This window comes from Candidatus Palauibacter sp. (assembly GCF_965197445.1).
Classification (GTDB): Bacteria; Gemmatimonadota; Gemmatimonadetes; order Palauibacterales; family Palauibacteraceae; genus Palauibacter.
Window position 1 is genome coordinate 643,126 of sequence record NZ_CBDANE010000003.1, and the last position, 26,614, is coordinate 669,739.

General features: G+C 67.8%; 24 protein-coding genes. 18 read left to right on the forward strand and 6 right to left on the reverse strand.

Annotated features, from left to right (window positions below):
* Positions 1-2: 2 nt before the first annotated feature.
* The 3 genes from ACN9M6_RS03555 to ACN9M6_RS03565 are packed head-to-tail and all read right to left on the reverse strand — an operon-like array spanning position 3 to position 4,427.
* Positions 3-2,168: a prolyl oligopeptidase family serine peptidase gene (locus tag ACN9M6_RS03555; protein WP_419161529.1), complete on the reverse strand. Its 2,166-nt coding sequence runs from the start codon at positions 2,166-2,168 to the stop codon at positions 3-5.
* A gap of 31 nt (positions 2,169-2,199) precedes the next feature.
* Positions 2,200-3,048, reverse strand: a complete 849-nt coding sequence (locus ACN9M6_RS03560; protein ID WP_419161530.1) for a hypothetical protein — start codon at positions 3,046-3,048, stop codon at positions 2,200-2,202.
* An 8-nt stretch (positions 3,049-3,056) separates the two neighbouring features.
* Positions 3,057-4,427 carry a c-type cytochrome gene (locus ACN9M6_RS03565; RefSeq protein WP_419161531.1) on the reverse strand — a complete coding sequence of 457 codons (1,371 nt, stop codon included), beginning with the start codon at positions 4,425-4,427 and terminating at the stop codon, positions 3,057-3,059.
* A gap of 199 nt (positions 4,428-4,626) precedes the next feature.
* Between ACN9M6_RS03565 and ACN9M6_RS03570 the strand changes: the two genes are divergently transcribed.
* From ACN9M6_RS03570 to ACN9M6_RS03595, 6 genes are all read left to right on the forward strand, one after another.
* Positions 4,627-6,699 carry a PQQ-binding-like beta-propeller repeat protein gene (locus ACN9M6_RS03570; RefSeq protein ID WP_419161532.1) on the forward strand — a complete coding sequence of 691 codons (2,073 nt, stop codon included), beginning with the start codon at positions 4,627-4,629 and terminating at the stop codon, positions 6,697-6,699.
* Between the two features lie 64 nt (positions 6,700-6,763).
* Positions 6,764-7,399 carry an Ig-like domain-containing protein gene (locus ACN9M6_RS03575; RefSeq protein ID WP_419161599.1) on the forward strand — a complete coding sequence of 212 codons (636 nt, stop codon included), beginning with the start codon at positions 6,764-6,766 and terminating at the stop codon, positions 7,397-7,399.
* A gap of 111 nt (positions 7,400-7,510) precedes the next feature.
* The gene (locus ACN9M6_RS03580; RefSeq protein WP_419161533.1) at positions 7,511-8,257 is read left to right on the forward strand and encodes a hypothetical protein; all 747 of its coding nucleotides are present in this window, start codon (positions 7,511-7,513) and stop codon (positions 8,255-8,257) included.
* An 18-nt stretch (positions 8,258-8,275) separates the two neighbouring features.
* The gene (locus ACN9M6_RS03585) at positions 8,276-9,445 is read left to right on the forward strand and encodes a hypothetical protein (protein WP_419161534.1); all 1,170 of its coding nucleotides are present in this window, start codon (positions 8,276-8,278) and stop codon (positions 9,443-9,445) included.
* A gap of 138 nt (positions 9,446-9,583) precedes the next feature.
* Positions 9,584-10,648: a hypothetical protein gene (locus ACN9M6_RS03590; protein ID WP_419161535.1), complete on the forward strand. Its 1,065-nt coding sequence runs from the start codon at positions 9,584-9,586 to the stop codon at positions 10,646-10,648.
* A gap of 173 nt (positions 10,649-10,821) precedes the next feature.
* On the forward strand, positions 10,822-11,802 hold the full coding sequence (locus tag ACN9M6_RS03595) for a D-2-hydroxyacid dehydrogenase (RefSeq protein ID WP_419161536.1): 981 nt from the start codon (positions 10,822-10,824) through the stop codon (positions 11,800-11,802).
* Positions 11,803-11,829: 27 nt separating this feature from the next.
* Here the strand turns inward: ACN9M6_RS03595 and ACN9M6_RS03600 are convergent, their stop codons facing one another.
* Entirely contained in the window at positions 11,830-12,693 is an 864-nt protein-coding gene (locus ACN9M6_RS03600; protein WP_419161537.1) for a DUF4198 domain-containing protein, read from the reverse strand.
* 182 nt (positions 12,694-12,875) lie between these two features.
* On the opposite strand from ACN9M6_RS03600, the gene ACN9M6_RS03605 reads away from it, so the two are divergent.
* The 6 genes from ACN9M6_RS03605 (at position 12,876) to ACN9M6_RS03630 (ending at position 19,237) form a co-directional block, all read left to right on the forward strand.
* A complete protein-coding gene (locus ACN9M6_RS03605) occupies positions 12,876-13,493 on the forward strand; it encodes a hypothetical protein (RefSeq protein WP_419161538.1) in 618 nt (205 codons plus the stop codon).
* Positions 13,490-13,819, forward strand: a complete 330-nt coding sequence (locus tag ACN9M6_RS03610) for a winged helix-turn-helix domain-containing protein (RefSeq protein ID WP_419161539.1) — start codon at positions 13,490-13,492, stop codon at positions 13,817-13,819. Before ACN9M6_RS03605 ends, ACN9M6_RS03610 begins: the two co-directional genes overlap by 4 nt.
* A gap of 4 nt (positions 13,820-13,823) precedes the next feature.
* Positions 13,824-16,028, forward strand: a complete 2,205-nt coding sequence (locus ACN9M6_RS03615; protein ID WP_419161540.1) for a TonB-dependent receptor — start codon at positions 13,824-13,826, stop codon at positions 16,026-16,028.
* A gap of 39 nt (positions 16,029-16,067) precedes the next feature.
* A complete protein-coding gene (locus ACN9M6_RS03620; RefSeq protein ID WP_419161541.1) occupies positions 16,068-16,847 on the forward strand; it encodes a tetratricopeptide repeat protein in 780 nt (259 codons plus the stop codon).
* A 58-nt stretch (positions 16,848-16,905) separates the two neighbouring features.
* On the forward strand, positions 16,906-17,571 hold the full coding sequence (locus tag ACN9M6_RS03625) for a peroxiredoxin (RefSeq protein ID WP_419161542.1): 666 nt from the start codon (positions 16,906-16,908) through the stop codon (positions 17,569-17,571).
* A 211-nt stretch (positions 17,572-17,782) separates the two neighbouring features.
* The gene (locus ACN9M6_RS03630) at positions 17,783-19,237 is read left to right on the forward strand and encodes an amidohydrolase family protein (RefSeq protein WP_419161543.1); all 1,455 of its coding nucleotides are present in this window, start codon (positions 17,783-17,785) and stop codon (positions 19,235-19,237) included.
* On the opposite strand, the gene ACN9M6_RS03635 is transcribed toward ACN9M6_RS03630, so the two are convergent.
* Together ACN9M6_RS03635 and ACN9M6_RS03640 are read right to left on the reverse strand one after the other, a co-directional pair.
* Complete coding sequence (locus ACN9M6_RS03635) at positions 19,234-19,854, reverse strand: thiamine pyrophosphate-dependent enzyme (protein ID WP_419161544.1); 621 nt, start codon at positions 19,852-19,854, stop codon at positions 19,234-19,236. The genes ACN9M6_RS03630 and ACN9M6_RS03635 overlap by 4 nt on opposite strands.
* Complete coding sequence (locus ACN9M6_RS03640) at positions 19,854-20,387, reverse strand: thiamine pyrophosphate-binding protein (RefSeq protein WP_419161545.1); 534 nt, start codon at positions 20,385-20,387, stop codon at positions 19,854-19,856. Before ACN9M6_RS03640 ends, ACN9M6_RS03635 begins: the two co-directional genes overlap by 1 nt.
* 239 nt (positions 20,388-20,626) lie before the next feature.
* On the opposite strand from ACN9M6_RS03640, the gene nthA reads away from it, so the two are divergent.
* From nthA to ACN9M6_RS03670, 6 genes are all read left to right on the forward strand, one after another.
* Positions 20,627-21,292, forward strand: a complete 666-nt coding sequence (nthA, locus tag ACN9M6_RS03645) for a nitrile hydratase subunit alpha (protein ID WP_419161600.1) — start codon at positions 20,627-20,629, stop codon at positions 21,290-21,292.
* Positions 21,289-21,945, forward strand: coding sequence for a nitrile hydratase subunit beta (gene nthB / locus ACN9M6_RS03650; RefSeq protein ID WP_419161546.1), 657 nt, complete (start codon positions 21,289-21,291; stop codon positions 21,943-21,945). Before nthA ends, nthB begins: the two co-directional genes overlap by 4 nt.
* On the forward strand, positions 21,942-22,322 hold the full coding sequence (locus ACN9M6_RS03655) for a nitrile hydratase accessory protein (protein ID WP_419161547.1): 381 nt from the start codon (positions 21,942-21,944) through the stop codon (positions 22,320-22,322). The genes nthB and ACN9M6_RS03655 overlap by 4 nt, the downstream gene beginning before the upstream one ends.
* Positions 22,323-22,418: 96 nt before the next feature.
* Positions 22,419-22,700, forward strand: a complete 282-nt coding sequence (locus ACN9M6_RS03660; RefSeq protein ID WP_419161548.1) for a type II toxin-antitoxin system Phd/YefM family antitoxin — start codon at positions 22,419-22,421, stop codon at positions 22,698-22,700.
* A gap of 56 nt (positions 22,701-22,756) precedes the next feature.
* Entirely contained in the window at positions 22,757-23,128 is a 372-nt protein-coding gene (locus ACN9M6_RS03665; protein WP_419161549.1) for a type II toxin-antitoxin system VapC family toxin, read from the forward strand.
* 132 nt (positions 23,129-23,260) lie between these two features.
* On the forward strand, positions 23,261-26,593 hold the full coding sequence (locus tag ACN9M6_RS03670) for a VPS10 domain-containing protein (RefSeq protein WP_419161550.1): 3,333 nt from the start codon (positions 23,261-23,263) through the stop codon (positions 26,591-26,593).
* The last annotated feature ends 21 nt before the right edge of the window (positions 26,594-26,614 follow it).

Below are 26,614 nucleotides of genomic sequence, written 5' to 3' on the forward strand. Positions count from 1 at the left end.
GCTCAGCTTCCGGAAGCGTCCAGCTGCTGTAGCAGGAAAGCGAGCTCCATCGCCGTGTTCCGCACGTTGCGGCTGAACGTGCGGCCCCCCGCGTGGCCGGCCCGCGGGTCGTAGTCGAGGATGACCGGCAGCCCCGAGGTGGAGGCCGCCTGCAGTCGCGCCGCCATCTTCCGGGCCTGGAGCGGGGGCACCCGCGTGTCGAGATCTCCCTGCGTGAGCATGACCGCGGGGTAGTCGACGCCGTCCCGCACGTTCTGGTAGGGCGAGAACGTGCGCAGCACCCCGAACTCCTCGGCGACCGCCGCATTCCCGTATTCCAGCAGGGCCGGCATGTTGTTCGCGTGCGTGAACTGGTAGAAGCGCACCATGTCCAGGTCGGGGAAGCCGCAGAAGACGGCGCGGAACAGATCCGGCCGCTTCGTGAGCGCGCTGCCGACCAGCAGCCCCCCGTTGCTGCCGCCCCGGATCGCGAGCCGCTCCGGGTCGGTGTAGCCGTTGTCGATGAGCCACTCCGCCGCCGCGATGAAGTCTGCGAACACGTTGGGCTTGTTCTCCAACATTCCGTCCCGGTGCCACTCCTCGCCGAACTCGCCGCCTCCGCGCAGGGTCGCGATCGCGTACACGCCGCCTCGCTCCATCCACACCGCGGCCCGGGCGTCGAAACGGGGCAGCAGGTTCACGTTGAAGCCGCCGTACCCGTACAGGAGCGTGGGCGTTTCTCCGTCCGGTTCCACATCTTTCCTGTGGGCGACGTACATCGGCGCCCGGGTTCCATCCTCCGAGGTATACCAGACCTGATTCAGCTCATAGTCTGAGCCCTCGAAGGGAACCTCCGAGGGCAGCCACGGCTCGTCCCCCACCATCTCGAACGTCTCGAGATCGATCTCGACGATGGTGGACGGCGTGACCAGAGAGTTGAGGGTCAGGAGCGCGCGTCCTTCACCCCACGGGCGCAGGGTCGCGACGTGATGCTCCGGCACGGGGATTTCGCCCGTCCGCGTCCCGTCCATGTCGTAGCGGACGATCCGACTGCTCACGTTGTGCAGATAGTCGGCGTAGATCTGCTCGTCGATGATCCGGTACCCGGTCAGGAGGTCCTCCCCCTCGGGCAGAACCTCGCGCCAGGTGGCCGGGTCCGGGGCGGGATCGTCGAGGTCCAGCGCGACAAGCCGGTTGTTCGGCGCGTCCAGATTCGTGAGCAGGAAGAGTTCGTCCTCGACGAAGCGGGCGCTGAAGCGGGCCGGAGCGCCGACGATCAGCGGCGTGGGCGCCGTCCCGGAGCGAAGATCGTGCAGGTAGACGTCCGTGCGCGCCCAGCCGTGCTGGACGGTGTACACGAGCCACCGGCCATCGCCGCCCTGCGAGAAGTTGACGAACCGCTCCGGCCCGTGCCCCTCCCCGAACAACACCTCGTCCTCCTCCATGTCGGTCCCCAGCCGGTGATATCGGATCCGGGCGCCCGTCTCACGCGACCGGCGACTGTAGTAGAAGCCGGTGCCATCGGAGTCGAAGGCGATGCTCCCGTACAGATAGTTGGGCAGGCGGTCCGGAAGGTCCTCACCGGTGGCGAGGTCCCGGACGCGGATTTCTCTCTCGTCCTGTCCGCCGTCGCGGATGGCGTAGATCATGAGGCCGCCATCGGACGACAGATCCTGAATGCTCACGCTGGTAGTGCCGTCATCCCGAATTTCCAGCGGGTCGATGACGACCTCGAACTCTCCCTCGGGGTCCAGCGGACCGCCCCGGTCCCCATCTTCCGCGGGGCTCGCCGGTCGCCGGTAGATGGCCCCCACCTCGCGACCCGGCTTTCGGAACGAGAAGTACTCATGGTCACCCGCACGCCGCGGGAAGATCGCCCCGGGCACGTCCATCAGCTCGCGCAGCCGCCCCTCCAGCTCCGTCCGCAGGCGTGTGTCCCCGACGATCTGTTCCGCGTAGGCGTTCTGCTCCGCGATCCACGCGCGCGTCTCGGGGCTATCCTGGTCTTCGAGCCACCGGTAGTCGTCGGTGAACGTGACCCCGTGCAGCGTGTCGGCCACGGGGGCCCGGGCGGTCTCGGGCGGAGGAGGATACGGACTGCCGCACGCCACAGATAAGACGGCGAGTGCGACGAGCGGCCACAGCCGGCTGACGGGCGCTGCGATGGCGCGGCGAGTCGGGTCCGCCATGACGCCTCCTTGTGGCGGCAGGGACGCGGGGTCAGGTGGTGACGGTCACCCGAACGTAGGCGTTCGTCCAGCAGCACTGATCGCCGCCCGTGCTGTCGTTCGCGTTCCAGTTGTCGACGCGCGCCCGCAGCACGTATTCGCCCGGCTCGCTGAACACGGCGGCCGTTGTCGCCTCGCCGGTCCCGCCCGCGATCGTGATCTGCCACGGTTCGAACGACACCTCGGCGGCCGGACCCAGATGCTTGAACCAGCTCACCTCGACGTCGACTTCCTGGTTCACGAGGTCTTCGGGATCCCGGTCGGAGACCTCGTCGGTCCACAGCTGGAGGGTCAGCGGCTCCCCGACCTTCGCCGTGCGGGGCTCCCCCCAGACGCCCTGTACGTGCTGGCCTGCGGGCCCCTCCGGGTCGAAGCGCACCATCGGCGGCACGGACCCCATGGCCCGCGGCCCGTAGTCCAGCTGCAGCGCGGACACCCCCACGCGCCCCGGCACGGAATAGGTCACGCCGTTCGCCGTGATCGTCCACACGAGCCGCTGCTCCCCGTCCCCGTAGTGAGCCGGCACCGTGACCGAGAACACGCCCCGGTCCCGTCGCGGGCGCACCGGGAAGTGCGTCGGCTGCATCCCATCGAACTCGCCCGGCTCGATGAAGTTGTCCGGGCCGAGCGGGATCTCGAGGATCTGCTCGGTGTTCAGGTTGAAGAAGCCGAACGAGAGCGTGAAGGTGCCGTCGTCGTTCCGATACCAACCCTCGAAGAAGGGTGCGACCGGCTCGCCCTTCGGCGGGATGGGCGCGAGCGGCAGCCGCTGAACCTGCTGCGCGCTCAGCGGCGCGACGTGGGCGGCGAGCAGGAGGGCCGCGATATGTCCTGTGCGCATAGTGCGGATCAGTTGTCGTCGCTGGTGAGCTTCGTCTCCCGCTCCTCCACCAGCCGCTCGAAACCGTCTTCCGAAAGGTGCGTCACGGCGAGCCACGCGTGGGACATCTCGTCGCCCGTCCGGCTGCCGCGCGCGTACCAGATCTCCGGGTCCGGCGTCAGCTCGTTCTCCTCCGTGTTGTCGTACCAGCCCGTCATGACGAGTACCGTCCCGGTCGGGAGCAGCGGCGCCGCATCGTCTTCATAGATGTAGCTGTGGTGCCAGCGCGCGTCGAAATCCGTGACCATGCTGACGAGTTCGACCTTGCCGTCGGGATAAATCGCCTGGATCGACATCGCGTGCAGGTGCACATGCCCGTGCGGCTGGAAGCTGTCGAGTCTCACCGGATGGTCCCAGCGGTGGAACCCCTGCGTCATGGCTGTACCTCCCGGCGCCAGCGCGATGTCGCCGCGGAGGGGATACAGGCTCAGATCCTGCTGGAACTCCGGCTCGAACCCTTCCCGGTGAAACCAGATCCCGAGTTCGACCTGATCGTCGTCGACTTCATATCCCATGGGATAGTAGTGGGCGTCCCACTCGATCATGTCGTTCGCCTTCAACAGCCGTCCGGCGTCGGTCGGCACGATCTCCCCGATCTTTCCCATCGCGTATTCCGACAGGCTCTGGATGCGCTGGTACTCGCCCTCTTCGTCGAGCCGGAGCAGGCGGGGGATGGCGTGATGGACGACCTGGCGCCCGGCCGGGAACGAAGGCCGCGTCTCGAAGGCCATGATCCAGCGGTCCTCGTCGAGGCCGGTCGGGACCCGCGGGCGCCACCAGGTGTCGCCGCCCTCGGCGGGCACGTCGAAGGGCTTCGACTTGATGACATGATCCGGGGGGCCGAGCACGTCCTCGAGCTGCCACTTCTGCTCGTTGGGCCAGTCGACCGGGGCCGGCATGTCGGCCGGATCGCCCTCGGGGGCCCCGGCGTCCGCCCACGCGACCACCGTTTCGATCTCTTCCTCGCTCAGCCGCCAGTCACCCTTGATGTCCTGGATGCCGACACCCGTGTCGAGGTGGTACGGGGGCATGAGCCGCTGGGAGACCAGTTCCTTCATTCGGGAGGCCCAGCGTCGCGTGTCGCGGTAGGTGAGGAGCGGCATGGGCCCGACGGAGCCCGGCCGGTGGCAGATCTGGCAGTTTGCCTGGAGAATCGGGGCCACGTCCCGGGCGAAGGTGACGTCTACCGCCGCGCCGTTCGTGCCCCCCGCGCCGTTGGCGGCCGGCCCCTGCGCCGCGAGCGCGCCGACCGCGAGACCCAAGGTCAGCGGAACGATGAAGACTGCCCGGGCCGCCGCACGCGACCAGGCCTGGCTCGAACGATCACGCGATCCACGCATGAGACATCCTCCTCCGGAGCACCGGGATCCAACCCCTTGTTTCTCTAGATAGAGTGCGAAGAAACCGCCTCTGAGTGCAAGCAGCCGTTGCGCCCCGGGAAACGTGCGTGAACGATGGAGTGTTGACCTGGAGTGTTCACTCGGAGTGTTCACTGGCCGGCCCCCCTTGGCGGTGGAAGACCACAGCGAGAGCGTACGCATGATGAAGAACGATTGGAGTTCGCGGTTCCGGAGCCCGTCCGCCCTTCTTCTCCTCCTCCTCCCGGGGATGGTCCCGGGCAGTCCGCTCGCGGCCCAGGGCCCGGGCACCGAGGGGGCCGGGTGGACCTACATGGGCGGCGATGTCTGGCACACCCGCTACACTCCGGCGACCCAGATCGACGCCTCGAATTTCGAGAGCCTCGAGGTCGCCTGGCGGTGGGACGCCTCGAGCTTCGGACCCAGCACCCCGAGGGCCACTCCTTCATACGTGGACGGGAGGATGATCACGGTCACGGGGGAAAACCGGCACGTGGTCGCGCTCGACCCCTCCGCGGGCAGGCTCCTCTGGAGCTTCGCCGAACCGATGACCTGGCGGCACGAGTACTCGATGCGGAAGGCGTACGGAAAGGGCGTCGCCTACGCCGAAATCGATGGACGCGGCGTCATCTACATCATCAGTCCCGGGTTTTTCCTGTACGCGCTCGACGCGGACTCCGGGCAGCCGCTCGAGAACTGGGGTGAGCCCGTGGCGCTGGAGGGTTTCCCGTCCTCCGGCACGGTCGATCTCGTCGCGGACCTCGTCGAAGGCTGGGGCCCCTGGGAGAACCTGAACCAGGAATACGACCCGGATCAGGGGATGCCGCTCGAAATCGGCTACATCACCGCCTCTTCCCCGCCGATCGTCGTCAACGGGGTGGTCGTCATCGGGAACTCCGCGCAGCAGGGCTACAACCAGACGCGGAAGGAGATGGTCCCGGGCGATATCCTCGGCTACGACGCGCGCACGGGCGAGTTCAAGTGGAAGTTCCACATCATCCCGCGCCCCGGCGAGTTCGGGCACGAGACATGGGAGAACGACGCCTGGCAGTGGACCGGAGATGTGTCGGCATGGGCGCCGCTCTCCGCAGACCCGGAACTGGGCCTCGTGTACGTGGTGACGAACGGCGCCACGATCGACTACTACGGCGGCTTCCATCCCGGCGACAATCTGTTCAGCACGAGCATCGTCGCGCTCGACGCGGAGACGGGGGAGCGCCGGTGGCACTACCAGTTCGTGCATCACGACATCTGGAACTACGACACGCCGACCGCCCCCATCCTCATGGACGTCGTCGTGGATGGCCGACCGGTCAAGGGGGTCTTCCAGGCCACCAAGCAGTCCTGGCTCTACGCCCTCGACCGCGAGACGGGCGAACCGATCTGGCCCATCGAGGAGCGGCCGGTCCCGGCCTCGAAGGTGCCCGGCGAGAAGCTTTCTCCGACGCAGCCTCACCCGACATTGCCGGCGCCGTACGATCTGCAGGGTCGCACCGAGGCCGATCTCATCGACTACACGCCGGAACTGCGCGAGATGGCGCTGCAGTACGCGCGCGAGAACGACCTCTTCGCGCCGCTCTTCAACCCGCCCACACACCTCGGGAACCCCGACGGCGAGGGCCCGGCGCTCATCTGCCCGGGCGGCGGGGGCGGCGCCAACATCACGGGTCCGCCCGTGGCCGATCCCGTGGACGGTGTCGTTTTCGTCACCTCCACCAGCGGGTGCTCGCCGGTGATGGTGGCGCCCGGCATCGATTCGGAGCTGGATGGCCCCGACCAGACGGGAGTCACCCACTCGGAGTTCTCGCGCGCGACTGGGGTCGTGACCGAGAACACGGCCGACCAGGCAACCGTGGAGGGTCTCCGGATCTGGAAGGGGCCGGTCGGCCGCATCACGGCCATCGACGTGAACACGGGGGAACACCTGTGGATGATTCCGCACGGCGACGCGCCGGAGCGGCAGCAGGCAGCGATCCGCGACCATCCGCTGTTGCAGGGGGTGGACGTGAACCCGAATCAGGGCCGCCGAGGCCACTCCGCCATGGTGGCGACACCCACGCTCCTGCTCGCTTCGGGGCAGACGGGCGACGGGACGCCGCACCTGTTCGCGATCGACAAGCGGACCGGAGAGCGCGTGGGACAGGTGGAGCTTCCGGGCAACACCCGCTACGGCATGTCCAGCTGGGTTCACGAGGGAAGGCAGTACGTCATCATCCAGCTGACCGACGGACTCGCGGCGCTGGCCCTCCCCTAAAACAGGAAAAAAGGGAAAGAGAATGGTTCAAGGAAACCTGACTGGTCGAGGACTATTGGTTGGCGTGGCGGCGGGGTTCTCCCTCCTGTTCATCGCCGGATGCATCGAGAGCGAAGACGACGGAATGATGGAGCCCGGGTTGCCGAACGAGGGGCCGGTGGCCGTGGGGCTCGTGCCGCCGGTGACTGTTGCCGCCGGCGATCACATCACGATCGACGTCTCCGGCTTCTTCCAGGATCCTGACGGCGACCCGCTCACCTACGGCGCCGGGACATCGAACGCGCTCGTGGCCGGGGCCTCGGTGTCGGGTAGCATCATGACGGTGGTCGGCGTGGGCACCGGCAGGGCGGCCGGATTGATCTTCGCCCGGGACAGCACGGGGGGCGAGGCCGTGCAGAACTTTCTGGTGACCGTGCCGAACCAGCCTCCCCTTTCCGTCCGTTCGCTCCCGGCCTTGAGCCTCGCGGCCGGCCAGGCCGAGAGGATCGACCTCAACGACTACTTCAGCGATCCCGAGGGTGACACGCTGATATTCGGAGCGACGACCGCGAACGCACTGGTGGCTGGCGTCTCGGTCTCGGGCAGCACCCTGACGGTGGGCGCCGTGGCCGCGGGCCGCACGACCATCACGGTCACCGCGCGGGATTCGGGCGGTGGCGAAGTCCAGCAGGAAGCCCCGGTGGTCGTTCGGAGCCCGTAGCCTGGCGGTCCTCATCCCGGGATGTGACGCGGTGGCCCGTTGCCTCGTGTTAGGGGTGAGAGATCGAAAAACCAGGCGTGGCGCCTCCGGGCGCGGACAGGAGGGGGCAGGGTGAAGCACATGGTCCAACGGTTCTCGATGGCGGTCGTTCTCGCGGTGCTCGCGGGAGCGGCCGCCGCCGATATCGTTCTTGCGCAGGATTTCCTTTTCCGCCGTCCGAGCGTGACGATCGGGGTCCGGTTCGGGTATTCGATGCCGCGGGCGGAGGGAGAGATCTTCGACTTCACGAGCGATGAACTCACGGTCGAGAAGGGCGACTTCAACTCGGCCGCCTTCGCCGGCGATCTGGGGATTCGACTCGGCGACCGCATCGACTTTTCCCTGGGCTTCGGCTACGAGTACAGTGAGATCGACTCTGAGTCCCGGGATTTCATCGGCGATGACGACCTCCCGATTCTGCAGACGACGGGCTTCCAGCGAACGCCGGTGACAGTCGGATTGAAGGCCTACCTGACGGACCGGGGACGCCGGATCAGCGATCTCGCCTGGGTTCCCACCAAGTGGGCCCCGTTCGTGGGCGCCGGCGTCGGGTGGGTGTGGTACGAATTCGAGCAGGATGGCGAGTTCGTCGACTACGAGACGCTCGACATCTTCGTAGACCGCTTCACGTCGCGCGACGGTTCCGCGCTCGCTTATGCGACGGCCGGAGTCGACTACTCACTCGGGTTGAGGTGGATTTTGACCGCTGAAGCCCGCTATTCTTGGGCCAGTGCGAATATGGGCGATGACTTCGTCGGGTTCGATCCGATCGACCTGACCGGTCTCCGCGCCGCACTCGGCTTCTCGCTACGGCTGTAAACCGTGAGGTCACGTCTCATGACTCAACAGAAAACTGCCGGAATCGGCTCCGCCCTTTTCGTCGCCGCGGTCGCGATGCTTGTTACCGGGCCGCTGGCGAATGTGGCGGCACAGGAGATGGACGACCGCTGGCTCGCCTGGATGGGTTGCTGGCAGCCCGTCCGTACGTCGACGAGCACCGACGCGCCCGAGTCGCTGCTGTGCTTCCAGCCGAGCGCCGGTGAGGCCGGCGTCGAAATGATCTCCGTGGAGGATGGGGAGATCGTGTCCCGCGAGGTCGTGCGGGCCGACGGGCAACCCCGCGAGTCGAGCCTCGAGGGATGTAATGGCTCGCGTCGCGCGGCGTTCGCTTCCCGCCCCGGCCGCGTGTTCATGGAAGTGGATCACATGTGCGACGGCGGCGTGGAGCGGGGGTCGAGCGGGATGTTCGCGATGATCTCGCCCAATGCCTGGATCGACGCGCGCGTTGTCACGGTGGGAGACCAGAAACTGACCTGGGTAACCCGATACCGGCTGGCCACGCAGAGCGAGGCGGAGGCCGTCGGACTGGGCGAGATCGCGGCCGACCGGAGTCTGGCGGTGCGCTCGATGCGGCTCGCGGCTTCCGGTCGCTACTCGGTCGAAGACGTGATCGAGGCTGCGGAGTACGTTGATTCGGAGGCCATCGAGGCGTGGATCGTCGAGCACGAGAGCCCGATCGAGGTCGACGCCGACCGCCTGATCCAGCTCGCCGATGGCGGCGTATCGGGGGAGGTCATCGACATGATGATCGCGCGGAGCTTCCCCGACCGGTTCGCCCTGTCGAATGAGGTAAACGACGAAAACCGGCCAGGGCTCGGTTATGGCGGGTACTACGATCCGTTCTTCGGTGGCTATTCTCGCTGGGGGTACCCGTACTCCCGCTACGGCTTCGGCTACTCGCCCCTCTACGGGTACGGCGGGTATGGGTACGGCGGGTATGGGTACGGCTACGGCTATGGATACGGCCCCGTGATCATCCGGACGGATAACGACAGTGGCGGGCGGGTGATCAGCGGCCGAGGCTACAGCAGCGGCCGCCGCTCCGGCGGCGTGAGCGGATCGATCGGGTCTTCGAGAGGCACGTCATCGATCGGCCGCTCCAGCGGTTCCTCGGGCGGTCGCTCTACCGGCCGGACCGCGCGGAGGCGCGGAGGCGGAGGCGTCTGAGCCCACGCTGTCCTGACATTGCCTGATCGAAAAGGGCCCGGGTGACCGGGCCCTTTCGCGTGCCACGTCTCGCGCCAGTGAGTCACGGAGGACAGATTGGACGTGTGGCGAACTCCACGCCGGCACGAAGGAGGAAGGATGAACAGGTACGTCGCGCTCGGGTTGCTCACCCTCGGGGTTGGAGGAGCGCTGCTCCTGCCCGACATGGCGCGAACGCAGACCGCCTCGGACGACTGGGAGCCCCCGCTTACGCCCCACGGACACCCGGACCTTCAGGGGAACTGGACCAATCAGACGCTGACTCCATTCGAGCGCCCGGAAGGCCGCGGACCGGTGCTGACCCGGGAAGAAGTCGCCGCGATCGAAGGAGGGCAGGCCGAGACGGTCGCCGAGCGCACGGCCCCGGTCGACCCGGACCGGGCGCTGCCGCCGGGGGGCGATCATCGTGTGTGCATCGACGGGGCGACCACGTGCTATGACGAGTTCTACCGCGAGCCGGGCGATCGCGTGGCGATCGTGAACGGCGAACCTCGAAGTTCTCTCGTCACGCATCCGCCGGACGGTCGCGTTCCCGACCTCACGCCCGGGGCCCGCCGACGCCTCGAGGAGGCTGCGGAGACGCGCAGCCGGTTCGGCGAGTTCGATCACCCCGAACTTCGTCCGCTCTCGGAGCGGTGCATCGTGTCGTTTGGTTCGAGCGCCGGCCCTCCGATGCTCCCCAACTACTGGTACAACAACAGCTATACGATCGCCCAGAACGAGGACTTCGTGGTGATCATGGCGGAGATGGTCCACGACGCGCGGATCATTCCGCTCCGCGACCCGACGCAGCAGCCCGGCGAGCCTGAGCTCCCGCGGCAGAGCGACGTCGGCCCCTGGTTCGGGGACTCATGGGGTTACTGGGAAAACGGAACGCTCATCGTCGAGACCACGAATCTCAACCCCGAGCACGCATTCCGGGGCGTACCGCCGTCGAAGGATCGGAAGGTCATCGAACGCTTCACACGCGTGGATGAAGAGACGATCCTGTACGAGTTCACGATCGACGACCCCGGGACGTACACGGGCAGCTGGGGCGGACAGGTCCCCTTCAAGCGCTTCGACCACCTGCTCTACGAGTACGCCTGCCACGAAGGCAATTACGCGATGTCGAACGTGCTGAGCGGCGCGCGCTACCAGGAGCGGATGCGGGGGGATCGGTAGCACAGCTCGGGCGTCGAGCCGCCTGCGCGGCGCTGGCCGGGCTGGCGGTCGCGGGTTGCGGGACGGATCGGCCGCCGGAGACCTCGGCGGACGCCGCGAGCACACCGGGCGGGGTGCTCGGCCTGCGCCCGGGCCCCTCACCGGATCGATCCTCTCCTGACTGGGAAGCTCCCGTGAAAATCGTTGTCGCCGATCTCTGGCCCGGGCGCACGGCCGAACTCGCGGAGGTCGCGCCGGGCGTGAACCTCGTCGTCGTCGAGAACGCCCGGGCCGCAGCAGCCGAGGCGCACGACGCCGACGCCGTTCTCGGCGCGCTGAACGCGGACATCCTCGCGGCCGGCGACCGGCTGCGCTGGGTGCAACTGGCTTCGGCCGGGGTCGAGCGCTATCTGGCGATTCCCGGCTTCGCCGAGGCCGAAGATCTGATCCTCACCAACGCGCAGCGCATCTTCGCGCCCGGCGGGGCGGAGCACGCGCTCGGGATGGCGCTCGTGCTCAGCCGACGGTTCCACATCGCGCTCGACCTGCAGCGCGACAAGCGCTGGGACATTACGCCGCTCACCGGGCCCTCTCCCTACGTCGGCGAAGGGAGCGAACTGCTCGAACTCCGGGGCCGCACGATGCTCGTCATCGGCCTGGGCGGCATCGGCACGGAAACGGCCCGCATTGCGCACGGGATCGGCATGCGCGTGATCGCAACCCGCAACAGCAGCCGCGAGGGACCCGACTTCGTGGAACGCGTCGGGCTGGCCTCGGAGCTGCCGGAGCTGGTGCCGGAGGCGGACGTGATCGTCAATGCTCTGCCCCTCACGCCGGAGACCGATGGGCTCATCGACGAGGCGTTCTTCCGGCTTACTCGCCCGAGCGCCTTCTACATCACGCTGGGACGCGGGCGGACGACGGACACCCATGCGCTCGTCGCGGCGCTGCAAGAGGGGCGGATCGCCGGGGCGGGCCTGGACGTGGTCGATCCTGAACCGCTCCCGCCGGACCACCCCCTGTGGTCGATGCCGAACGTGATCATCACGCCGCATCTCGGCGGTGACTCCGACGGGCACATGGAGCGGATGTGGATCCTCTTCCGCGAGAACCTGCGGCGCTTCGTGGCCGGCGAGCCGCTTCTGGCCGTGGTCGACCGGGAGCGCGGCTACTAGCAGCCCGGGCTCCCGTCGGCCCTCCGGCTAGCGGATCTGGAACGTGAGCGTGGCCCAGTTCGACTCGTAGTCGACCTCCGGCTCCGCCGTCGTCTCGACCATGTGGATCGCCCGGATGTACCACCGCCCGCCGCCGACAAGCGAGATGGTGGCGACGCCGTTCCCGTCCGTGCGGGTCGTGACGGCGTCGACGTGGCCCCCCGTGTCGTCGTGCTCGTGATTGAACTCGTGGTTCGCGTACACGACCTGGTTCGCCACCGGCTCGCCGGCGCGAAGGAACCGCACCTCGAGTTCGTCGCCGACATCGAGGTCGTACGGGTTCTGCAGGGGGATGAACTCCACCGGGTAGCCGAGTTCCTCGGCCCACTCCCCGCTCTGCGCCTCCCCGACCTGGACGATCGCCTTCACATGCTTGCTGTAGCGTTCGGTAGCTTCGTCGTTCGTCGTGCCCGCCGCCTCCCGCTCCGCAATCACGTCGACGACACCGTCGTGGGCCAGATAGTCGTTGAACTCCTGCGCCGTGAGCGTGAACACGCGGGCCGCGGTCGAGACTCCGATCGTATAGGTGCCGGCGGAGCCCGTCTCGAAGGTGAGCAGCGCCGTGTCGACGCTGTCGGCGTGCCAGTGGAACATCGCCGTGTCGCGCCACGCCGAGGTCGGCAGCTGTACGACACCATCCGGACCTACGATCCGCACGTCCAGCATGCGGTCGCGCGTGATCGTGTTCTCGCTGTTGTCGAAGTCCCCGTTCAGCAGGGCGACGACATTCGTCGAGTGCGGCTCCAGAAAGAAGCTCTCGAGCTTCAGGAACATCGTGTGTGCCTGCGCCGTCGCGACGATGGCGACGGTGAGCAGGGCGGTGGTCAGCAGGACGCGGCGTCCGTTCGTCATTTCTGAACTCCCAGTGGCAACCTTCCGGGTTTCCGGCGTGTCGATGAACATGAAAGGGTCACCGCCGGTTCGGCCATAGTAGTCGCGTCCGACCTCGTATCTCACCGCTCGCCCGACAGTTTACGTGGGCCAGTCAGAACCTTAGACTCTGATATACAGAGTACTCTGCATGAGAGGGTTCCGTGGACGAATCGAACTCGAGACAGCAGGTGGGAGAAGACTTGGCGATCATCCGTCGCCTGATGGAGGACGCGCGGGAAACTGTCTCCGACAACGGCTGGCACCTCGTGTTGTGGGGCGGCGTGCTCGCGGCCGCCGAGGCCATTGGCCACTGGGCGGACAGCGGTGTCCTTCCCGTTTCGTCCCGTCTTGTGTGGGGCGCGGCGCTCGGGCTCGGCTGGGGGATCTCCATACCTCTGCGGCGTTGGAGACGAAAGCACGCGGCGGTCGACTCGTTGGCCAACAGGATTCTCGCGGCGATCTGGATTGGCTGCGGCCTCGGGTTGATGCTGCTCGGATTCTGCGGGGCCCAAACCGGAACGCTACCGGGCCCGGTCGCCCCCGGTGTGATGGCCATCGTGATCGGGACCGCGTTCTTCGCCTCCTCTTCCTTATGCGATCGCGTGTTGTTCCGGGTGTTGGCTGTCTCCTGGTGGGCCATGGGCGGTGCCATGCTGATCTGGCCGGGCCCCGCCAACAATCTGGTGATGTCCGCCGGGCTGATCCTGCTCATGGCGGGACCGGGGCTCCTCTTGACCCGCCGCCCCCGCAAACCCGCCCGAATGGAGCTTATCGCATGACGCCCTATGACTATCGCGATCTCGATCCGCTGATTCATTCGAGGATCCGGCTCTCGGTCCTCGCCATCCTTGCGGGTGTCGAGGACGCGGAGTTCACGTACCTCCGGGACCAGGTCAAGACCACCGACGGTAACCTTGGAGCGCACCTTCGCAAGCTCGAGGACGCGGGGTATGTGCGCGTGAGCAGGAGCTTCGTCGGCCGGAGACCGATCACGCGCTACCGGACGACCGAGACGGGGCGCGGGGCCTTTCGGGACTACGTCAACCGTCTCGAGCGGATACTGCATTCGCTGCCGATGGACACGGACCATCGCGAGGCGGGGTGAAGCCGTGAAGACGAGCCGCGCGGCCATCGCCACGGCCTGGATCTGGGCCCTTGTCCTCGTACCGGCCGGCCTCGCCGGGCAGGAGGCGTCCCGGGTGCTGGGAAGTGTACGCGAGCCGGCGGGGGGAGCGCTTGGCGGGGCCAATGTCTTCCTGCTCGAGACGCTGGAGGGCGCGCTCACGGATTCGGCGGGCATCTTCAGCTTCGAGTCCGCGGCCAGGGGTCCGGTGACGCTGGTGGTGCAGCGCTTCGGATACCTGGAGGTGAGACGGGCGATACAACTCCCGCTCGCAGTTCCCGTCCCGATCGTCATGGAGCCGGCCCCGGTTGCGCTGGAGCCGATTCGGATCGAAGCCGGCACCTATCGGTTGGGCAGTCTGCCCGACGTGATTCTCAGCGATCTCGATGTGGTACGTACCCCCGGAGCGGCGGCCGACCCCTTCCGGGCGATTCAGACGTTTCCGGGACTCCAGAGCGTCGGAGAGGGGGCGGGGCTCTTCGTGCGCGGCGGCGACCTGTCCGAAACGCGAGTGATGCTCGACGGAGCGACGGTCATCTCTCCATTCCGGCTCGACAGCGACCGAACCGTCTCGTTCGGACGCTTCGACCCTTTTCAGCTGCAAGGCACGCACTTCTCGGCGGGCGGCTTCGGCGTGGAATACGGCGACGCCCTCTCCGCCGTGGCCGATCTCCGCAGCGTGGGCAAGCCGACGCGGAGCGAACTCGACCTGGGCGCTTCCGTGGCTGGAGTGTCGGGACGCGTGACCCTCGACGTGTCGGAGTCGTTCGGCGTGCGCGCCACCGCGTCACGCTCGGACACCGGCTTGCTCATGCGCCTCAATGGGCGCAGGTCGGAGTTCGACCAGGTACCGCAGTCCACCGACTTGAGCGGGGGCGCCGAATGGTCCTACCGCAAGGGCGGCAGCGTGAAGGCATTCGGCCTCTATCAGAGCGATCGCGTCGGGGTTCTGGTCGATGATCCCGGGTACTCGGGCACCTTCCGTTCGGACGCACGTGCCGACCTCCTCGCCATCTCGGGCTTTGATGCGTTCGGGGCGCTCGGCCTCGCGTGGGGGGTGGCGAGCAGCGGGTCGCGGAAGGACGAGGATTTCGGCGCTTTCCGTCTCGAGCGCGATGATCGCCTCACACAGGCGCGCGCGAAGATCGACGTACACGTGAGCCCGGGAATCGAGCTGGCTGCGGGGGCCGAACTCGAGAACCGGAGGGCGGATCTCGCAGGGGCGGTGCCGACGGGCTCTCATGACAGCGCGCCCGGTGCCCCGACGACCGTCTTCGCCAGCCGCGAGGTCGGATCGCGGTTGGGGGGCTTCGGGGAGGTCGACATACAGCCATGGAATGCGCTGCGGCTCGTGCTGGGAGTGCGCGCGGATCACTCTTCGTTCACGGAACGCGTGACGGCCGATCCCCGGGTCTCGGTGTCCTGGCGACCCACCGCGTACCTGACGCTGACGGGGGCCTGGGGCGTATTTCATCAGATCCCGGACCCCCTGCTGTTCGAGCCCACGCTGGGGGACCCCGGCCTGCCGGCGATGTCGGCACGCCATCTGATCGGGGGCGTGACCTATGACGACGGAGATCAGCTCATCCGCGTCGAGGCGTATCGCAAGCAGTACGATTCGCTGGTGTCGCAGAATCGGGACCACAGCGTTCGTGGCGGGGGGACCGGCGAGGCGACGGGAATCGACGTCTTTCTCAAGGGAGAACTGGGGGTTCTCGGCTTGACGGGAAGGGCGGCGTACAGCTTCATCGACTCCGAGCGAACCGATCCAAACAGCGGAGAGCTGGCCTCGTCTCCGTTCGACGTCACACACACGTTGAATGTCGTCCTTACCCGGAACCTCACCGAGTGGATGGAGGTCGGGGCCGCATGGCGAGCCGCCACGGGTATCCCGTTCACGCCCGTCGAGAACGCGGCTTTGGACCCTGACCGCGATGTGTGGGCACCCGTGTACGGGGCACCCATGTCGGAGAGACTCCCGAATTACTCGCGGTTCGACCTCTCCGCGAGCGTCCTCCAGAGCTTTTGGCGTGACAATCTCACTGTCTTCTATGTCTCGGTGATGAACGTATTCGACCGCCGGAATACCTCGGAATATCGCTACAACAACGACTATTCCGGTCGCATCCCTTTGCGAAGCCCGTTCAACAGAACGATCTATTTCGGCGCGACGACCACAGTGCCGTTCTAGCGGTCGTTCGAGCGCGAGCGGGGAAGGAGAGAGAACCACATGACTTGCCTGACCAACCTGCCGAGCCGACTTGCGGTGCTGGCGTCCCTGGCTTCTCTGCCGGTCCCGAACGCGGGTTACGCCGCCCAGAACCTGGACTCCGGCGAAGTAGCGGAACGGCTGCTCGTGGGAGTTGCGCAGGCGGTAATCGCGCGGGATGAGGATGACCTGAACCGGATGGCCACGCTCGCACGGCGGGCTGTGACCGCCTTCCCCGAAGATGGGCTCCTGCATCACTACCTGGGCTACGCGCTCTACCGACTCGCCATGGTGCGCTTCGATACGGATCCGGACGGGGCTCGTGTGACGCTGGCCGAGTCGGAATCGGCCCTGCTCCGGTCGATCGAACTCGAACCGATCCCCGAATCACACGCGCTCATGAGTTCGGTACTCGGGAGACAGATCGTAAGCGACGAAACCGCCATGAGTCTCTCGATGCGGGCGCGCTCCCAGATGGATCGCGCCGTGTCGCTGGGGCCCCGCAATCCGCGCGTGAAGGTGCTGGAAGGGATCGGGGCCTTCCATACGCCGTCCATGTTCGGTGGCGGCTTCGACATCGCACTCGACCGTTTCCTCGTAGCAGCGGCACTGTTCGAGGAGGACGCGCCGGAGCCTCCGCTCCCCGCCTGGGGCCATGCCGAAGCCTACGCCTGGCTGGGGCAGACCTACGTCGAGTTGAACAGGCCGGAGGAAGCACGCGCCGCGTATGAACAGGCCCTGGAGATCGAGCCGGGCTATGCCTGGGTCCGCGACATCCTCCTGCCGGCGTTGTCCCCGTAGCAAGAAGCGCCGATCATCCCCCCTGAGGATGACCGTGAAAGTTCAACCGGGGGAACCGATGACGCTTCGCATCAACGACACCGCGCCGGATTTTACCGCGCAGACGACCCAGGGGACGATCAACTTCCACGAGTGGATCGGGGACGGCTGGACTCTTTTCTTCTCGCATCCCAAGGACTTCACGCCGGTGTGCACGACCGAACTGGGCGCCGTCGCCGCGCTCCAGGGCGCGTTCGCGGCGCGCAACTGCAAGATCATCGGCGTGAGCGTCGACGGCGTGAGCGACCATGAGGCCTGGTCCAGGGACATCGAGGCCTCGCAGGGCCACGCCGTCGGCTACCCTCTGATCGGCGACCCCAGGCTCGAGATCGTCAAGGCGTACGACATGCTGCCCGCCAACGCAGGCGATACATCCGAGGGCCGGACGCCGATGGACAATGCGACCGCGCGCTCGGTCTTCATCATCGGCCCCGACAAGAAGATCAAGGCGACGCTCACCTACCCGATGAGCACGGGGAGGAACTTCGCCGAGATCCTTCGGCTCCTCGATTCGTGCCAGCTCACGGCGGAGAAGCAGCTCGCCACCCCCGCGAACTGGGAGCAGGGCGATGACGTGATCATCGCGCCGGCAGTCACCGACGCCGAAGCGCGGGAACGGTTCCCCGATGGCTGGGAGCAGCCCCTCCCGTACATCCGAATCGTCCCGCAACCGCGGGACGGCTAGCGATCCATGGGGATCACCTGACGTAGGCATTGTGGGCCGATGAACCGTTGTACCGCGATAAGGACAAGCTGGAAGTCGACATCGTCGTCGAGACGCTATCGGGTCGATGCTTTGCGGTCGAGGTCAAGGCGGCTGCGGGGCTGGCCGCCAAATAACGATCAGACGCAGTTTCCATCGGAGCGCTGTGGGCGGGGGCGGGCGGGTCCCGACGGTGAACGGAGCCAAGGTTATGGGGCGGGCGGGCGCGTCACTCCTCGCCTGCGTTCTGCTGGCGGCGTGCTCGGCAGGCCCGGAAGAGGCGACGCGTGACGGCCGGCTCCTCATCGACGGGGGTACGGTCGTCGTCATGGACGAGGCCGGCGCCGTCCTCGAGGGGGGCGCCGTGCTCGTGGAAGGGGACGCGATCGCCCGTCTGCTGGACGAAGCTGACCCCCGGCCGTCTGGCATCCCGGTCCTCGACGCGACCGGCCACCTGGTGATCCCCGGCCTCGTCAACACCCACGGCCATGCCGCGATGTCGCTCTTCCGGGGACTCGCCGACGACATGCCCCTGATGACATGGCTGGACGATCACATCTTCCCGGCCGAGGCCGAACTGGTCGATCCCGAGTTCGTCTACTGGGGCACGCTCCTCTCATCGATCGAGATGCTGAAGAGCGGGACGACGACCTTCGCGGACATGTACTATTTCCGGGATGACGCGGCGCGGGCGGTGATCGATGCGGGCATCCGTGCCGTCCTCGGCCCGCACGTTATCGGCTTCCCGGCCCCGGACTTCGGGTCACCGGAGGCGACCCTCCGGGATGCGGCGCAGTTCCTTGAGAGGTATCGCGACCATCCCACACTGGTTCCGGGGATGGCCGCCCATTCGCTCTACACAACCTCCCTCGACGATGTCCGCGAGACGGCCCGGCTGGCCATCGACTTCGGTGCTCCGTTTCAGATCCATGCCGCCGAAGACGCGAGCGAGTTCGCGATCGCCAGCGGGCTGACCGGGATGGGCGTGGTTGAGGCGCTCGAGTCGATCGGCGCCCTGCGTCCGGGCACGGTGCTCGCGCACGCCATCTACCTCTCCGAGGAGGACATCGCGCGGATCGCGGCCGGGGGCGCCGGGATCTCGCACAACCCCGGGAGCAACCTCAAGCTGGGGATTCAGCGGGCAGCGCCGGTCGTGGAGGCGCTGGCGGCCGGGATCCCGGTGGGACTCGGCACGGACGGCGCGGCGAGCAACAACGACCTCGATCTCTTTGACGAGATGGACACCGCCGCCAAGCTCCACAAGTTCACGAACGCGGACCCGACCGCGCTTCCGGCCGAGACCGTGTTCCGGATGGCGACCATGGGCGGCGCCCGCGTACTCGACCTGCACGACCGCGTCGGCTCGCTCGAACCGGGCAAACGGGCGGACATCGTGCTGCTCGACACCCGGCGGGCGGGGCTTACGCCGCTCTACGACGTCTACTCGCACCTCGTCTACGCCGCCCGCGGGAGCGATGTCTCCACCGTGCTCGTGAACGGGCGCGTCGTCGTGCGAGAGGGTCAGGTGCTGACGGTGGACGAGGCGGAGGCGATGGATCGCGCCCGCGTCTTCGGAGAACGAGTCCGGGCGGTGGTGGAGCGGGTGGCGGCCGAAGCTGAGCTGTCGGTGGGGGACTCTCCCCCTTAAGCGGCGCCCATGTGCCCCGGCATGGGGGGCGGGGTCCAGCCCGTCGCGGCACGCCGCTCCTGCACGCAGCGCCTGAAGCGGAACGCGTTCTCCGGCAGCGCGAAGTCCATGCCGTAGTTGTCGGGGCCCACCGCATCCACCCGGGCCACGATGACGCTCAGGTCTTCGCGCTCCATCGCTTCGACGAACGCTTCCCCGAACGCCATGGGCGAATCGACGGAGACCGCGTGCTCGATGCCGGCCCCGCGCGCGATGGCGGCGAGGTCGGTGATCCCTGACGTGGTGTGCGACTCGAACCCGCCCGTCGAGAGCAGACTCCCGTTGTCGAAGATGATGTGGAGCAGGTTCCGGGGCCGGTAGCGGGCGAGCGTGGTGAATGTGCCCAGGTTCATGAGCGCGGAGCCGTCCCCGTCGAGCACGATGACCTTCTCGTGCGGCAGGTGGCTCGCGAGGCCGAGCCCGATCGACGAGGCGAGTCCCATCGCGTGCTGCAGGTAGAAGAAGTTCTCGCGGTGGCCGAGGTCGTACAGCTCCTGCGCGCAGGCGCCCATGATCGTGACGACGAGCTTGTCCTCGATCTCGGAGTAGATCAGCTCCAGGCAATGCACCCGTTCCATCAGACCTCCATGAGATCGCGGGTGAGGAGCAGCGCGACGGGTGAGAGGGAACTCTGCGACAGCGTGTAGGCTTCGGCGATCTCCTTCGCGACGAGGGCGGGATCCCGCGCGTGGTGATAGGGGATGTTGAGCGCCTGCAGCAGGCCTTCGGTGACGATGCCGCCGCGCGTGTGCCACGGATACGGTTCGCCCCAGTGGCCCCGGACCGCGATCAGCATGCACAGCGGCACGGAATAGAGTTGGGCTAGGGAGATGATCCCGTTCATCGCTCCGAAGAAGCCGTGGTTCTGCATGAGCAGGATGTGGGGTTCCCCGGCGAAATAGGCCCCGGCCGCCACCCCGATCGCCTCCTCCTCCTTGGCCACCTGGATGAGATCGACCTCCGGATCGTCCTCCGCGCGCTGCAGGAGGAGCCCGAGCCAGGTCTCCGGGAGTGCCGAGATACTCCGGATCCCCGCAGCCTTGATCCCGTCAAAGACGGCCTTCGAGTTCTCGTAGGAGACGGTCATGCGCGAAGGGTGCGGGGGCGGCACGGGCGGCGCAATCCCGCTCCCGCCGCGACCTGCCGCGCCGAAGCGACAGGTCGGGCGCTGGCGGTCAGCGTACGGCGACACGGCGGTTGCGCCGCCCGGCACCCTGTGGTCACGATGGACGCAACAGGAGGAGCCGAATGGCTGAAACGGACGAATCGGGAGGGCCGCCGGTCGACCGGCGCGCGTTCATCAAGGATGCGGCGGTCGGAGCGGCCGCGTTCGCCGCCCCGGGGAAACTCATGGCCGAAGAGACGGACTCTCACGCCCACGAGGGCTCCGGGCACGGTCACGATCACGACCACGATCATCAGGACGTGCCGCCCGATATCGCCCTCCGGGTGCGGGCGCTGGAGTCCGTGCTCGTCGAGAAGGGGATGGTCGATTCGGCGGCGCTGGACGAGATCGTCGACACGTACGAGAACCGGGTCGGGCCCCGGAACGGAGCCGAGGTCGTCGCGCGGGCCTGGGCCGACCCCGCGTACCGCGAGCGGCTACTGGCCGACGGGACGACTGCGATCGGAGAATTCGGCCATCTCGGCGGCCAGGGCGAGCACATGAAGGTGGTCGAGAATACGCCCGAGGTGCACAATCTCGTCGTCTGCACCCTCTGTTCGTGCTACCCGTGGCCGACGCTGGGTCTCCCCCCTGTGTGGTACAAGTCCGCCCCCTATCGGGCGCGGGCGGTCATCGAGCCGCGCGAGGTCCTGCGCGAATTCGGCCTGGACGTGCGCGAGGATGTCGAGATCCGCGTCTGGGACAGCACCGCCGAGATCCGCTATCTCGTGCTCCCCGAGCGGCCCGCCGGCACCGAAGACATGACCGAGCAGGAGCTGGCCGGGATCGTCACCCGCGACTCGATGATCGGCGTGGCCAGGGTCGAGGCGCCGTCCGGAGGCGAGCAGTGAACACGATCCACGACATGGGCGGCATGGACGGCTTCGGCCCGATCCAGCCCGAAGAGAACGAACCCGTCTTCCACCAACGCTGGGAGGGGCGTGTCTACGCCTTGACGAGGGCCGTCGGCCCATGGGGACGGGGCCGCGAGTGGCCCTCCTTCCGCTTCACTCTCGAGAGCATTCCGCCTGTCGAATACCTGAGCCTGTCCTACTACGAGCGCTGGTTCCGGATGATGACGACGCGGCTGCGCGTGAGCGGCCTCATCTCCGAGACCGAACTGGAGACGGGCTATCCGGATCCCGGCGCGCCGCGGCCGGAGTTGCTCCCGCCTTCGAGCACCCCTTCGCCGGGGGCGGGACTCCTCGACATGGACATCCCGGCCCGCTTCGGGCCGAACGACCGGGTGCGCGCGCGCAACCTCCACCCACGCGGCCATACCCGTCAGCCGCGGTACGTCCGCGGACGGAGCGGCACGGTGGTCGAGGACCACGGCGTGTACGCGCTGCAGGACACCGACGCGGACGGGCGGCGTCCCCCCGACCGCCGTCCCCAGCACGTTTATTCGGTTCGCTTCGAAGCCTGGGAGCTTTGGGGCGAGCGGGCTTCCGCAGGCGACTCGGTGTACGTCGACCTGTGGGAAGACTACCTGGAGCCGGCGTGACGGCCGGGGCCGGACGGATCGACGCCGAACGCCTCGCGGCACTCCCTCCCCTGCCCGCCGATGACGAGGGTCCGGTGTTCGAGGCGCCGTGGCAGGCGCAGGCCTTCGCCCTCGCCGTGAAGCTCTCCGAAGAGGGACACTTCACCTGGAAGGAGTGGGCCCGGACGCTCGCCGACGAACTCGCGGCGGCCGAGGCGCGGGGCGAACCGGACGACGGCACCCGGTACTACGACCACTGGGTGACCGCACTCGAACGGCTCGTCATCGACCGCCGCCTGAGCACGTCCGCGGCTCTGCACGACTGCAAGGAGGCGTGGGCGGACGCCTACCGCCACACCCCCCACGGCCAGCCGGTGGAGCTGCGCCGGGCCGACTGAGGTACGACCCATCGGTCGCTCGACGCCGCGGACGACTTACGGCCTTCGCACGATTTGTGACTTGATTGGTCTTTTTGCCGAGACTAGATTGGTCTTATGGCTACCGTGTCGATTTCCGCCCTCAAGGCCAATCTCTCTCGTTACCTTCGCCACGTCCGGCGGGGCGGCGAGGTTCAGATCCTCGATCGCGGCGTGCCGGTCGCCAGGTTGATGGCGCCCAAACCGGGCGGCGACGACGCCGTCCGCGACCGGCTGATTGGCGATGGTCTTCTCCGGCCCCGCGCGGGATCGGCCACATCGATTCTCGACAACCCTCCCGTTGAGCTGCCGACGAGCATTTCGCAGGCCTTGGCGGAGGACCGGATCGACCGGCTGTGAGGTATTGGGATGCGTCGGCCCTTGTCCCGCTAATCGTCTCGGAGCCCGGTAGCGGGTTGGCTCGAACGTGGCTTCTGGAAGACGGTCACATCGTCACATGGGCCTGGACGAGGACGGAGATCACGAGCGCGATTGAGAGGCGCACGCGCGAAGGGGCGCTGACCCGGGGGCAGCGGCGGACGGTTCTCGGCCGCCTTCGTGGTTTCGCCGCCGGCTGGGACGAAGTGATTGATGTGCTTTCCGTGCGCGCCCGGGCGAACGCGGTGCTGGCGCGGCACCCGCTCCGGGCCGCCGATGCCGGCCAACTTGGCGCCGCCCTGCTGGTGAGCGAGCAGCTCTCGCACCCGCTGGTGTTTCTTTGCCTCGATCAGCGCCTTAGCGACGCCGCCGAGCGGGAAGGCCTCGGCGTGGCCGACACCGGCGATTGACGGCGCTGTGCCCGGACCGGCGGCTAGCGCCGCCAGACCCCGACGCCGTTCTCGTAGACGATCTGCGCCGCACCGACTGAACACATCCTACGCGTTCCCGCGGGAACGTCTTCTCGAAGCTGGGAGCCGACGATGCGCCACCACGATCACTCACCGTTGCTGGGGAGCGTTTTCTCGATCATCCTCGTTTCCGCCCTCGCCTGTGCGGGTCCGGAAGACGTGCCGGACCGGGACGCGGCCGCCGGGCTGGCGGGCGGTTCGGCCGATGCAGCCGTGCTCGAGGTGCTGGAGTGGCGACCGATCGGACCGTGGCGCGGCGGCAAGTCCATCGCCGGGGCCGGGCATCCGACGGAGCCCGGCGTGTTCTACATGGGCAGCACGAACGGGGGCGGCGTCTGGAAGACGGACGACGCCGGGGTAAGCTGGCACAACCTATCGGACGGGTACTTCGGGACAACGACCGTATCGTCGCTCGCGATCGCCCAGTCCGATCCCGACATCCTTTTCGTCGGGACCGGGGACGTCTCCTTCCGCACGAACATCTCGCGTGGCGACGGGCTCTATCGCTCGGACGACGCCGGACGCACGTGGCGGAACATGGGACTCGCCGACACCCGGAACCTGTCGGCGATCGAGGTCCACCCGCGCGACCCGGATCTCGTCTACGCCGCCTCGCACGGACACGGGTTCATCCCGGACGAGAACCGCGGCGTGTACCGCTCCCGCGACGGAGGCGAGACGTGGGAGCGCATCCTCTACATCGACGACGAAACCGGCGTGATCGATCTCGTCATGGATCGGAGCGCGCCCGGAACCCTGTACGCCGCGTCCTGGAACGGGCGCCGCTTCCCGTGGACGATTCGCGACGCGGGCCCCGGAAACGGGATCTGGAAGTCGACGGACGGGGGTGACAGCTGGGAGGATATCTCGGCGGCCGCGGGGCTTCCGGCGGGACTCAAGGGACGTATCTCGCTCGACGTGTCCCAGTCGCGGCCGAGCCGGGTGTGGGCGTTGATGACGGCGGAAGGGGACGGCACAGGGGGGCTCTACACAGCCGACGCCCCCGGCCAGGCGGACTGGGAGCCGTGCCGCGACTACTACTGCTCCGGCAACGGCCTCTACCGCTCGGACGATGGCGGCCGAAGCTGGGAGCGCGTCGCCGACAATCCCAACTTCTTCCAGCGCCCGTGGTACTACACGCACGTCGTGGCCGACCCCACCGACCCGGACGTCGTGTACGTCCTCAACACCTCGATCTGGAAGTCGACGGACGGCGGCGAGAGCTTCACCGCGCTCACGACGCTTCCCCACGGCGACCACCACGCGCTCTGGATCGACCCCGCGGAACCGCGCCGCATGCTGGGCGGGGGAGACGGCGGCGCCACGGTCACCCTCAACGGCGGCCGTACGTGGTCGTCGGTCGAGAACCAGCCCACGGGCCAGATGTACAACGCCTCGGTCGACGACGACTTCCCGTACAACGTGTGCGCCCCCCAGCAGGACAACACGAGCATCTGCGTGCCCAGCCGCTCCGACGAGGGGGCGATCTTCGATTACCAGCGCTGGACGACCGCGGCGGCCGAGAACGGCGGGATCGCGGTCCACCCCGACCGGCTCGACGTGAGCTACGGGGGCGACCACCACTGGATCTCGCGTGTCGACCGATCGACCGGTGAGCGCCGCTGGATCTCGGTCTGGGGGGAGAACTACTACGGCACCGGAGAGGACCAACTCCGCTACCGCCAGGTGTGGGACGTCAAGCTCTTCCTCTCACGCCACGACCCGGACGTGCTGTACACGGCGACCCAGTTCGTACACCGCTCGACGGACGAGGGCGAGAGTTGGGAGGACATCTCCCCCGACCTGACGCGCGCCGACGAGACCCGCTTCGAAGCGACGCCCCCCTCCGATCGTGGCGAGTTCTGGGGTCTTACGCGGGAGAACGTGGGAATCGAGTGGTACGCCGCGATCGCGAGCATCGCCGAGTCGCCCCTGCGGGAAGGCGTCCTGTGGACAGGGTCGAACGACGGCCTCGTGTACCTCTCACGCGATGGCGGCGGGAACTGGGAGGACGTGACACCTCCCGACATGGAGGCCGACACCTGGGTGAGCGTGGTCGAGCCTTCGCGCCACGATCCGGCGGCGGCCTACGTTTCCGCCAACCGGCACATGATGGGGGACGACGCTCCGTCCGTGTGGGCGACGGACGATTTCGGGGCCACGTGGCGCCGCATCGACGCGGGGTTCCCGGGGGACGATTTCGTGTGGGTCGTGCGCGAGGACGCGGAGCAGCCCGGGCTGCTGTACGCAGGGGCGGAGTGGAGCGGCGTGTGGGTGAGCCTCGACGACGGGGAGAACTGGCACTCGCTGCGCCTCAACCTGCCGGTCACGCCGGTTCGCGACCTCAAACTGAAGGACGGCGACGTGGTGGCGGCCACGCATGGGCGTTCGCACTGGATCCTGGATGACATTTCGCCGCTGCGGCAGCTCGCGGCCGCGGGTGCATCGCTCCGCGCCGACGGTGGCGGACCGAGAGTCGAGGACGGAGTTCGCCTGTTCACGCCGCGACCCACGATCCGGTTCCGGGAGATGGTGACCCAGGCGACCTTCGGCGGCCTCTCGATGCCGAACCCGCCGAGCGGCGTCCTGCTGCGCTATTACCTGCCGGCTGCGCCCGAGACTGAAGTCCAGCTGTCTATCCACGATGCGGAGGGCGAGGAGATCCGCACCTTCTCCAGCCAGGGGCGCGCTCCACAGCCCGGACCGGACCCGCTGGATCCCAAGGACCTCATCGAACCGGGACTCCCGGCGGAGGCCGGCGCCAACGTGTTCGAGTGGGACATGCGCTATCCGGAGCCGGTCGACTGGGTCCCGAAGACGCTCTACCGGCACCGGGACCCGTACGGGCCCCTGGCACCGCCGGGTCGCTACGAGGCGCGGCTGATGGTGGACGGCGAAACGTTCTCGGTCCCGTTCGAGATCGTGCCGGATCCGCGCGTGTCCACGCCGCAGGCCGAGTTCGACGAGCAGTTCGGGTTCCTGATCGCGATCCGGGAGAAGATCGGCGAGAACCACCGCGCGGTGGCGCGCATCCACAGCCTGCGGCAGAGGATCGTGGAGGCGACCGAGGCCGCCGCGGGGACCGAGGGCGCCGCCGACGTCGCCCGCGCCGGGGCCGAACTGGACGCCCGGCTGTGGGAGATCGAGGACCAGTTGCGCCAGTTCCGGCCCTCCCGCGAGCACCGCGCCAAGCAGGAACTCATCAACTGGCCGGTCCGCCTCGACGACAAGTTCGCGAAGCTGCTCGAACACGCCGAAGCGTCGGACGCCGCGCCGACATCGCGCGACCGGATGCTGTTCGACGACCTGTCGGAACGTCAGGAGGAACAGATCGAAGCCCTGGGGTTCATTGAAGAAGGACAGGCCGCCCGCTTCTTCGACCAGGCCGAGCGGGGCGGCCCGTGAACCGCCCCGTCCCACCTGCGG

What these genes read in the sequence shown, in the direction of transcription:
- ACN9M6_RS03585 (WP_419161534.1), top strand. Translation starts at nt 8,276, where the DNA reads ATGACTCAACAGAAAACTGCCGGAATCGGCTCCGCCCTTTTCGTCGCC.
- ACN9M6_RS03570 (WP_419161532.1), top strand. Translation starts at nt 4,627, where the DNA reads ATGATGAAGAACGATTGGAGTTCGCGGTTCCGGAGCCCGTCCGCCCTT.
- ACN9M6_RS03660 (WP_419161548.1), top strand. Translation starts at nt 22,419, where the DNA reads ATGGCTACCGTGTCGATTTCCGCCCTCAAGGCCAATCTCTCTCGTTAC.
- ACN9M6_RS03560 (WP_419161530.1), bottom strand. Translation starts at nt 3,048, where the DNA reads ATGCGCACAGGACATATCGCGGCCCTCCTGCTCGCCGCCCACGTCGCG.
- ACN9M6_RS03610 (WP_419161539.1), top strand. Translation starts at nt 13,490, where the DNA reads ATGACGCCCTATGACTATCGCGATCTCGATCCGCTGATTCATTCGAGG.
- ACN9M6_RS03625 (WP_419161542.1), top strand. Translation starts at nt 16,906, where the DNA reads ATGACGCTTCGCATCAACGACACCGCGCCGGATTTTACCGCGCAGACG.
- ACN9M6_RS03620 (WP_419161541.1), top strand. Translation starts at nt 16,068, where the DNA reads ATGACTTGCCTGACCAACCTGCCGAGCCGACTTGCGGTGCTGGCGTCC.
- ACN9M6_RS03565 (WP_419161531.1), bottom strand. Translation starts at nt 4,427, where the DNA reads ATGCGTGGATCGCGTGATCGTTCGAGCCAGGCCTGGTCGCGTGCGGCG.
- ACN9M6_RS03600 (WP_419161537.1), bottom strand. Translation starts at nt 12,693, where the DNA reads ATGACGAACGGACGCCGCGTCCTGCTGACCACCGCCCTGCTCACCGTC.
- ACN9M6_RS03555 (WP_419161529.1), bottom strand. Translation starts at nt 2,168, where the DNA reads ATGGCGGACCCGACTCGCCGCGCCATCGCAGCGCCCGTCAGCCGGCTG.
- ACN9M6_RS03590 (WP_419161535.1), top strand. Translation starts at nt 9,584, where the DNA reads ATGAACAGGTACGTCGCGCTCGGGTTGCTCACCCTCGGGGTTGGAGGA.
- ACN9M6_RS03670 (WP_419161550.1), top strand. Translation starts at nt 23,261, where the DNA reads ATGCGCCACCACGATCACTCACCGTTGCTGGGGAGCGTTTTCTCGATC.
- nthA (WP_419161600.1), top strand. Translation starts at nt 20,627, where the DNA reads ATGGCCGAAGAGACGGACTCTCACGCCCACGAGGGCTCCGGGCACGGT.
- ACN9M6_RS03635 (WP_419161544.1), bottom strand. Translation starts at nt 19,854, where the DNA reads ATGGAACGGGTGCATTGCCTGGAGCTGATCTACTCCGAGATCGAGGAC.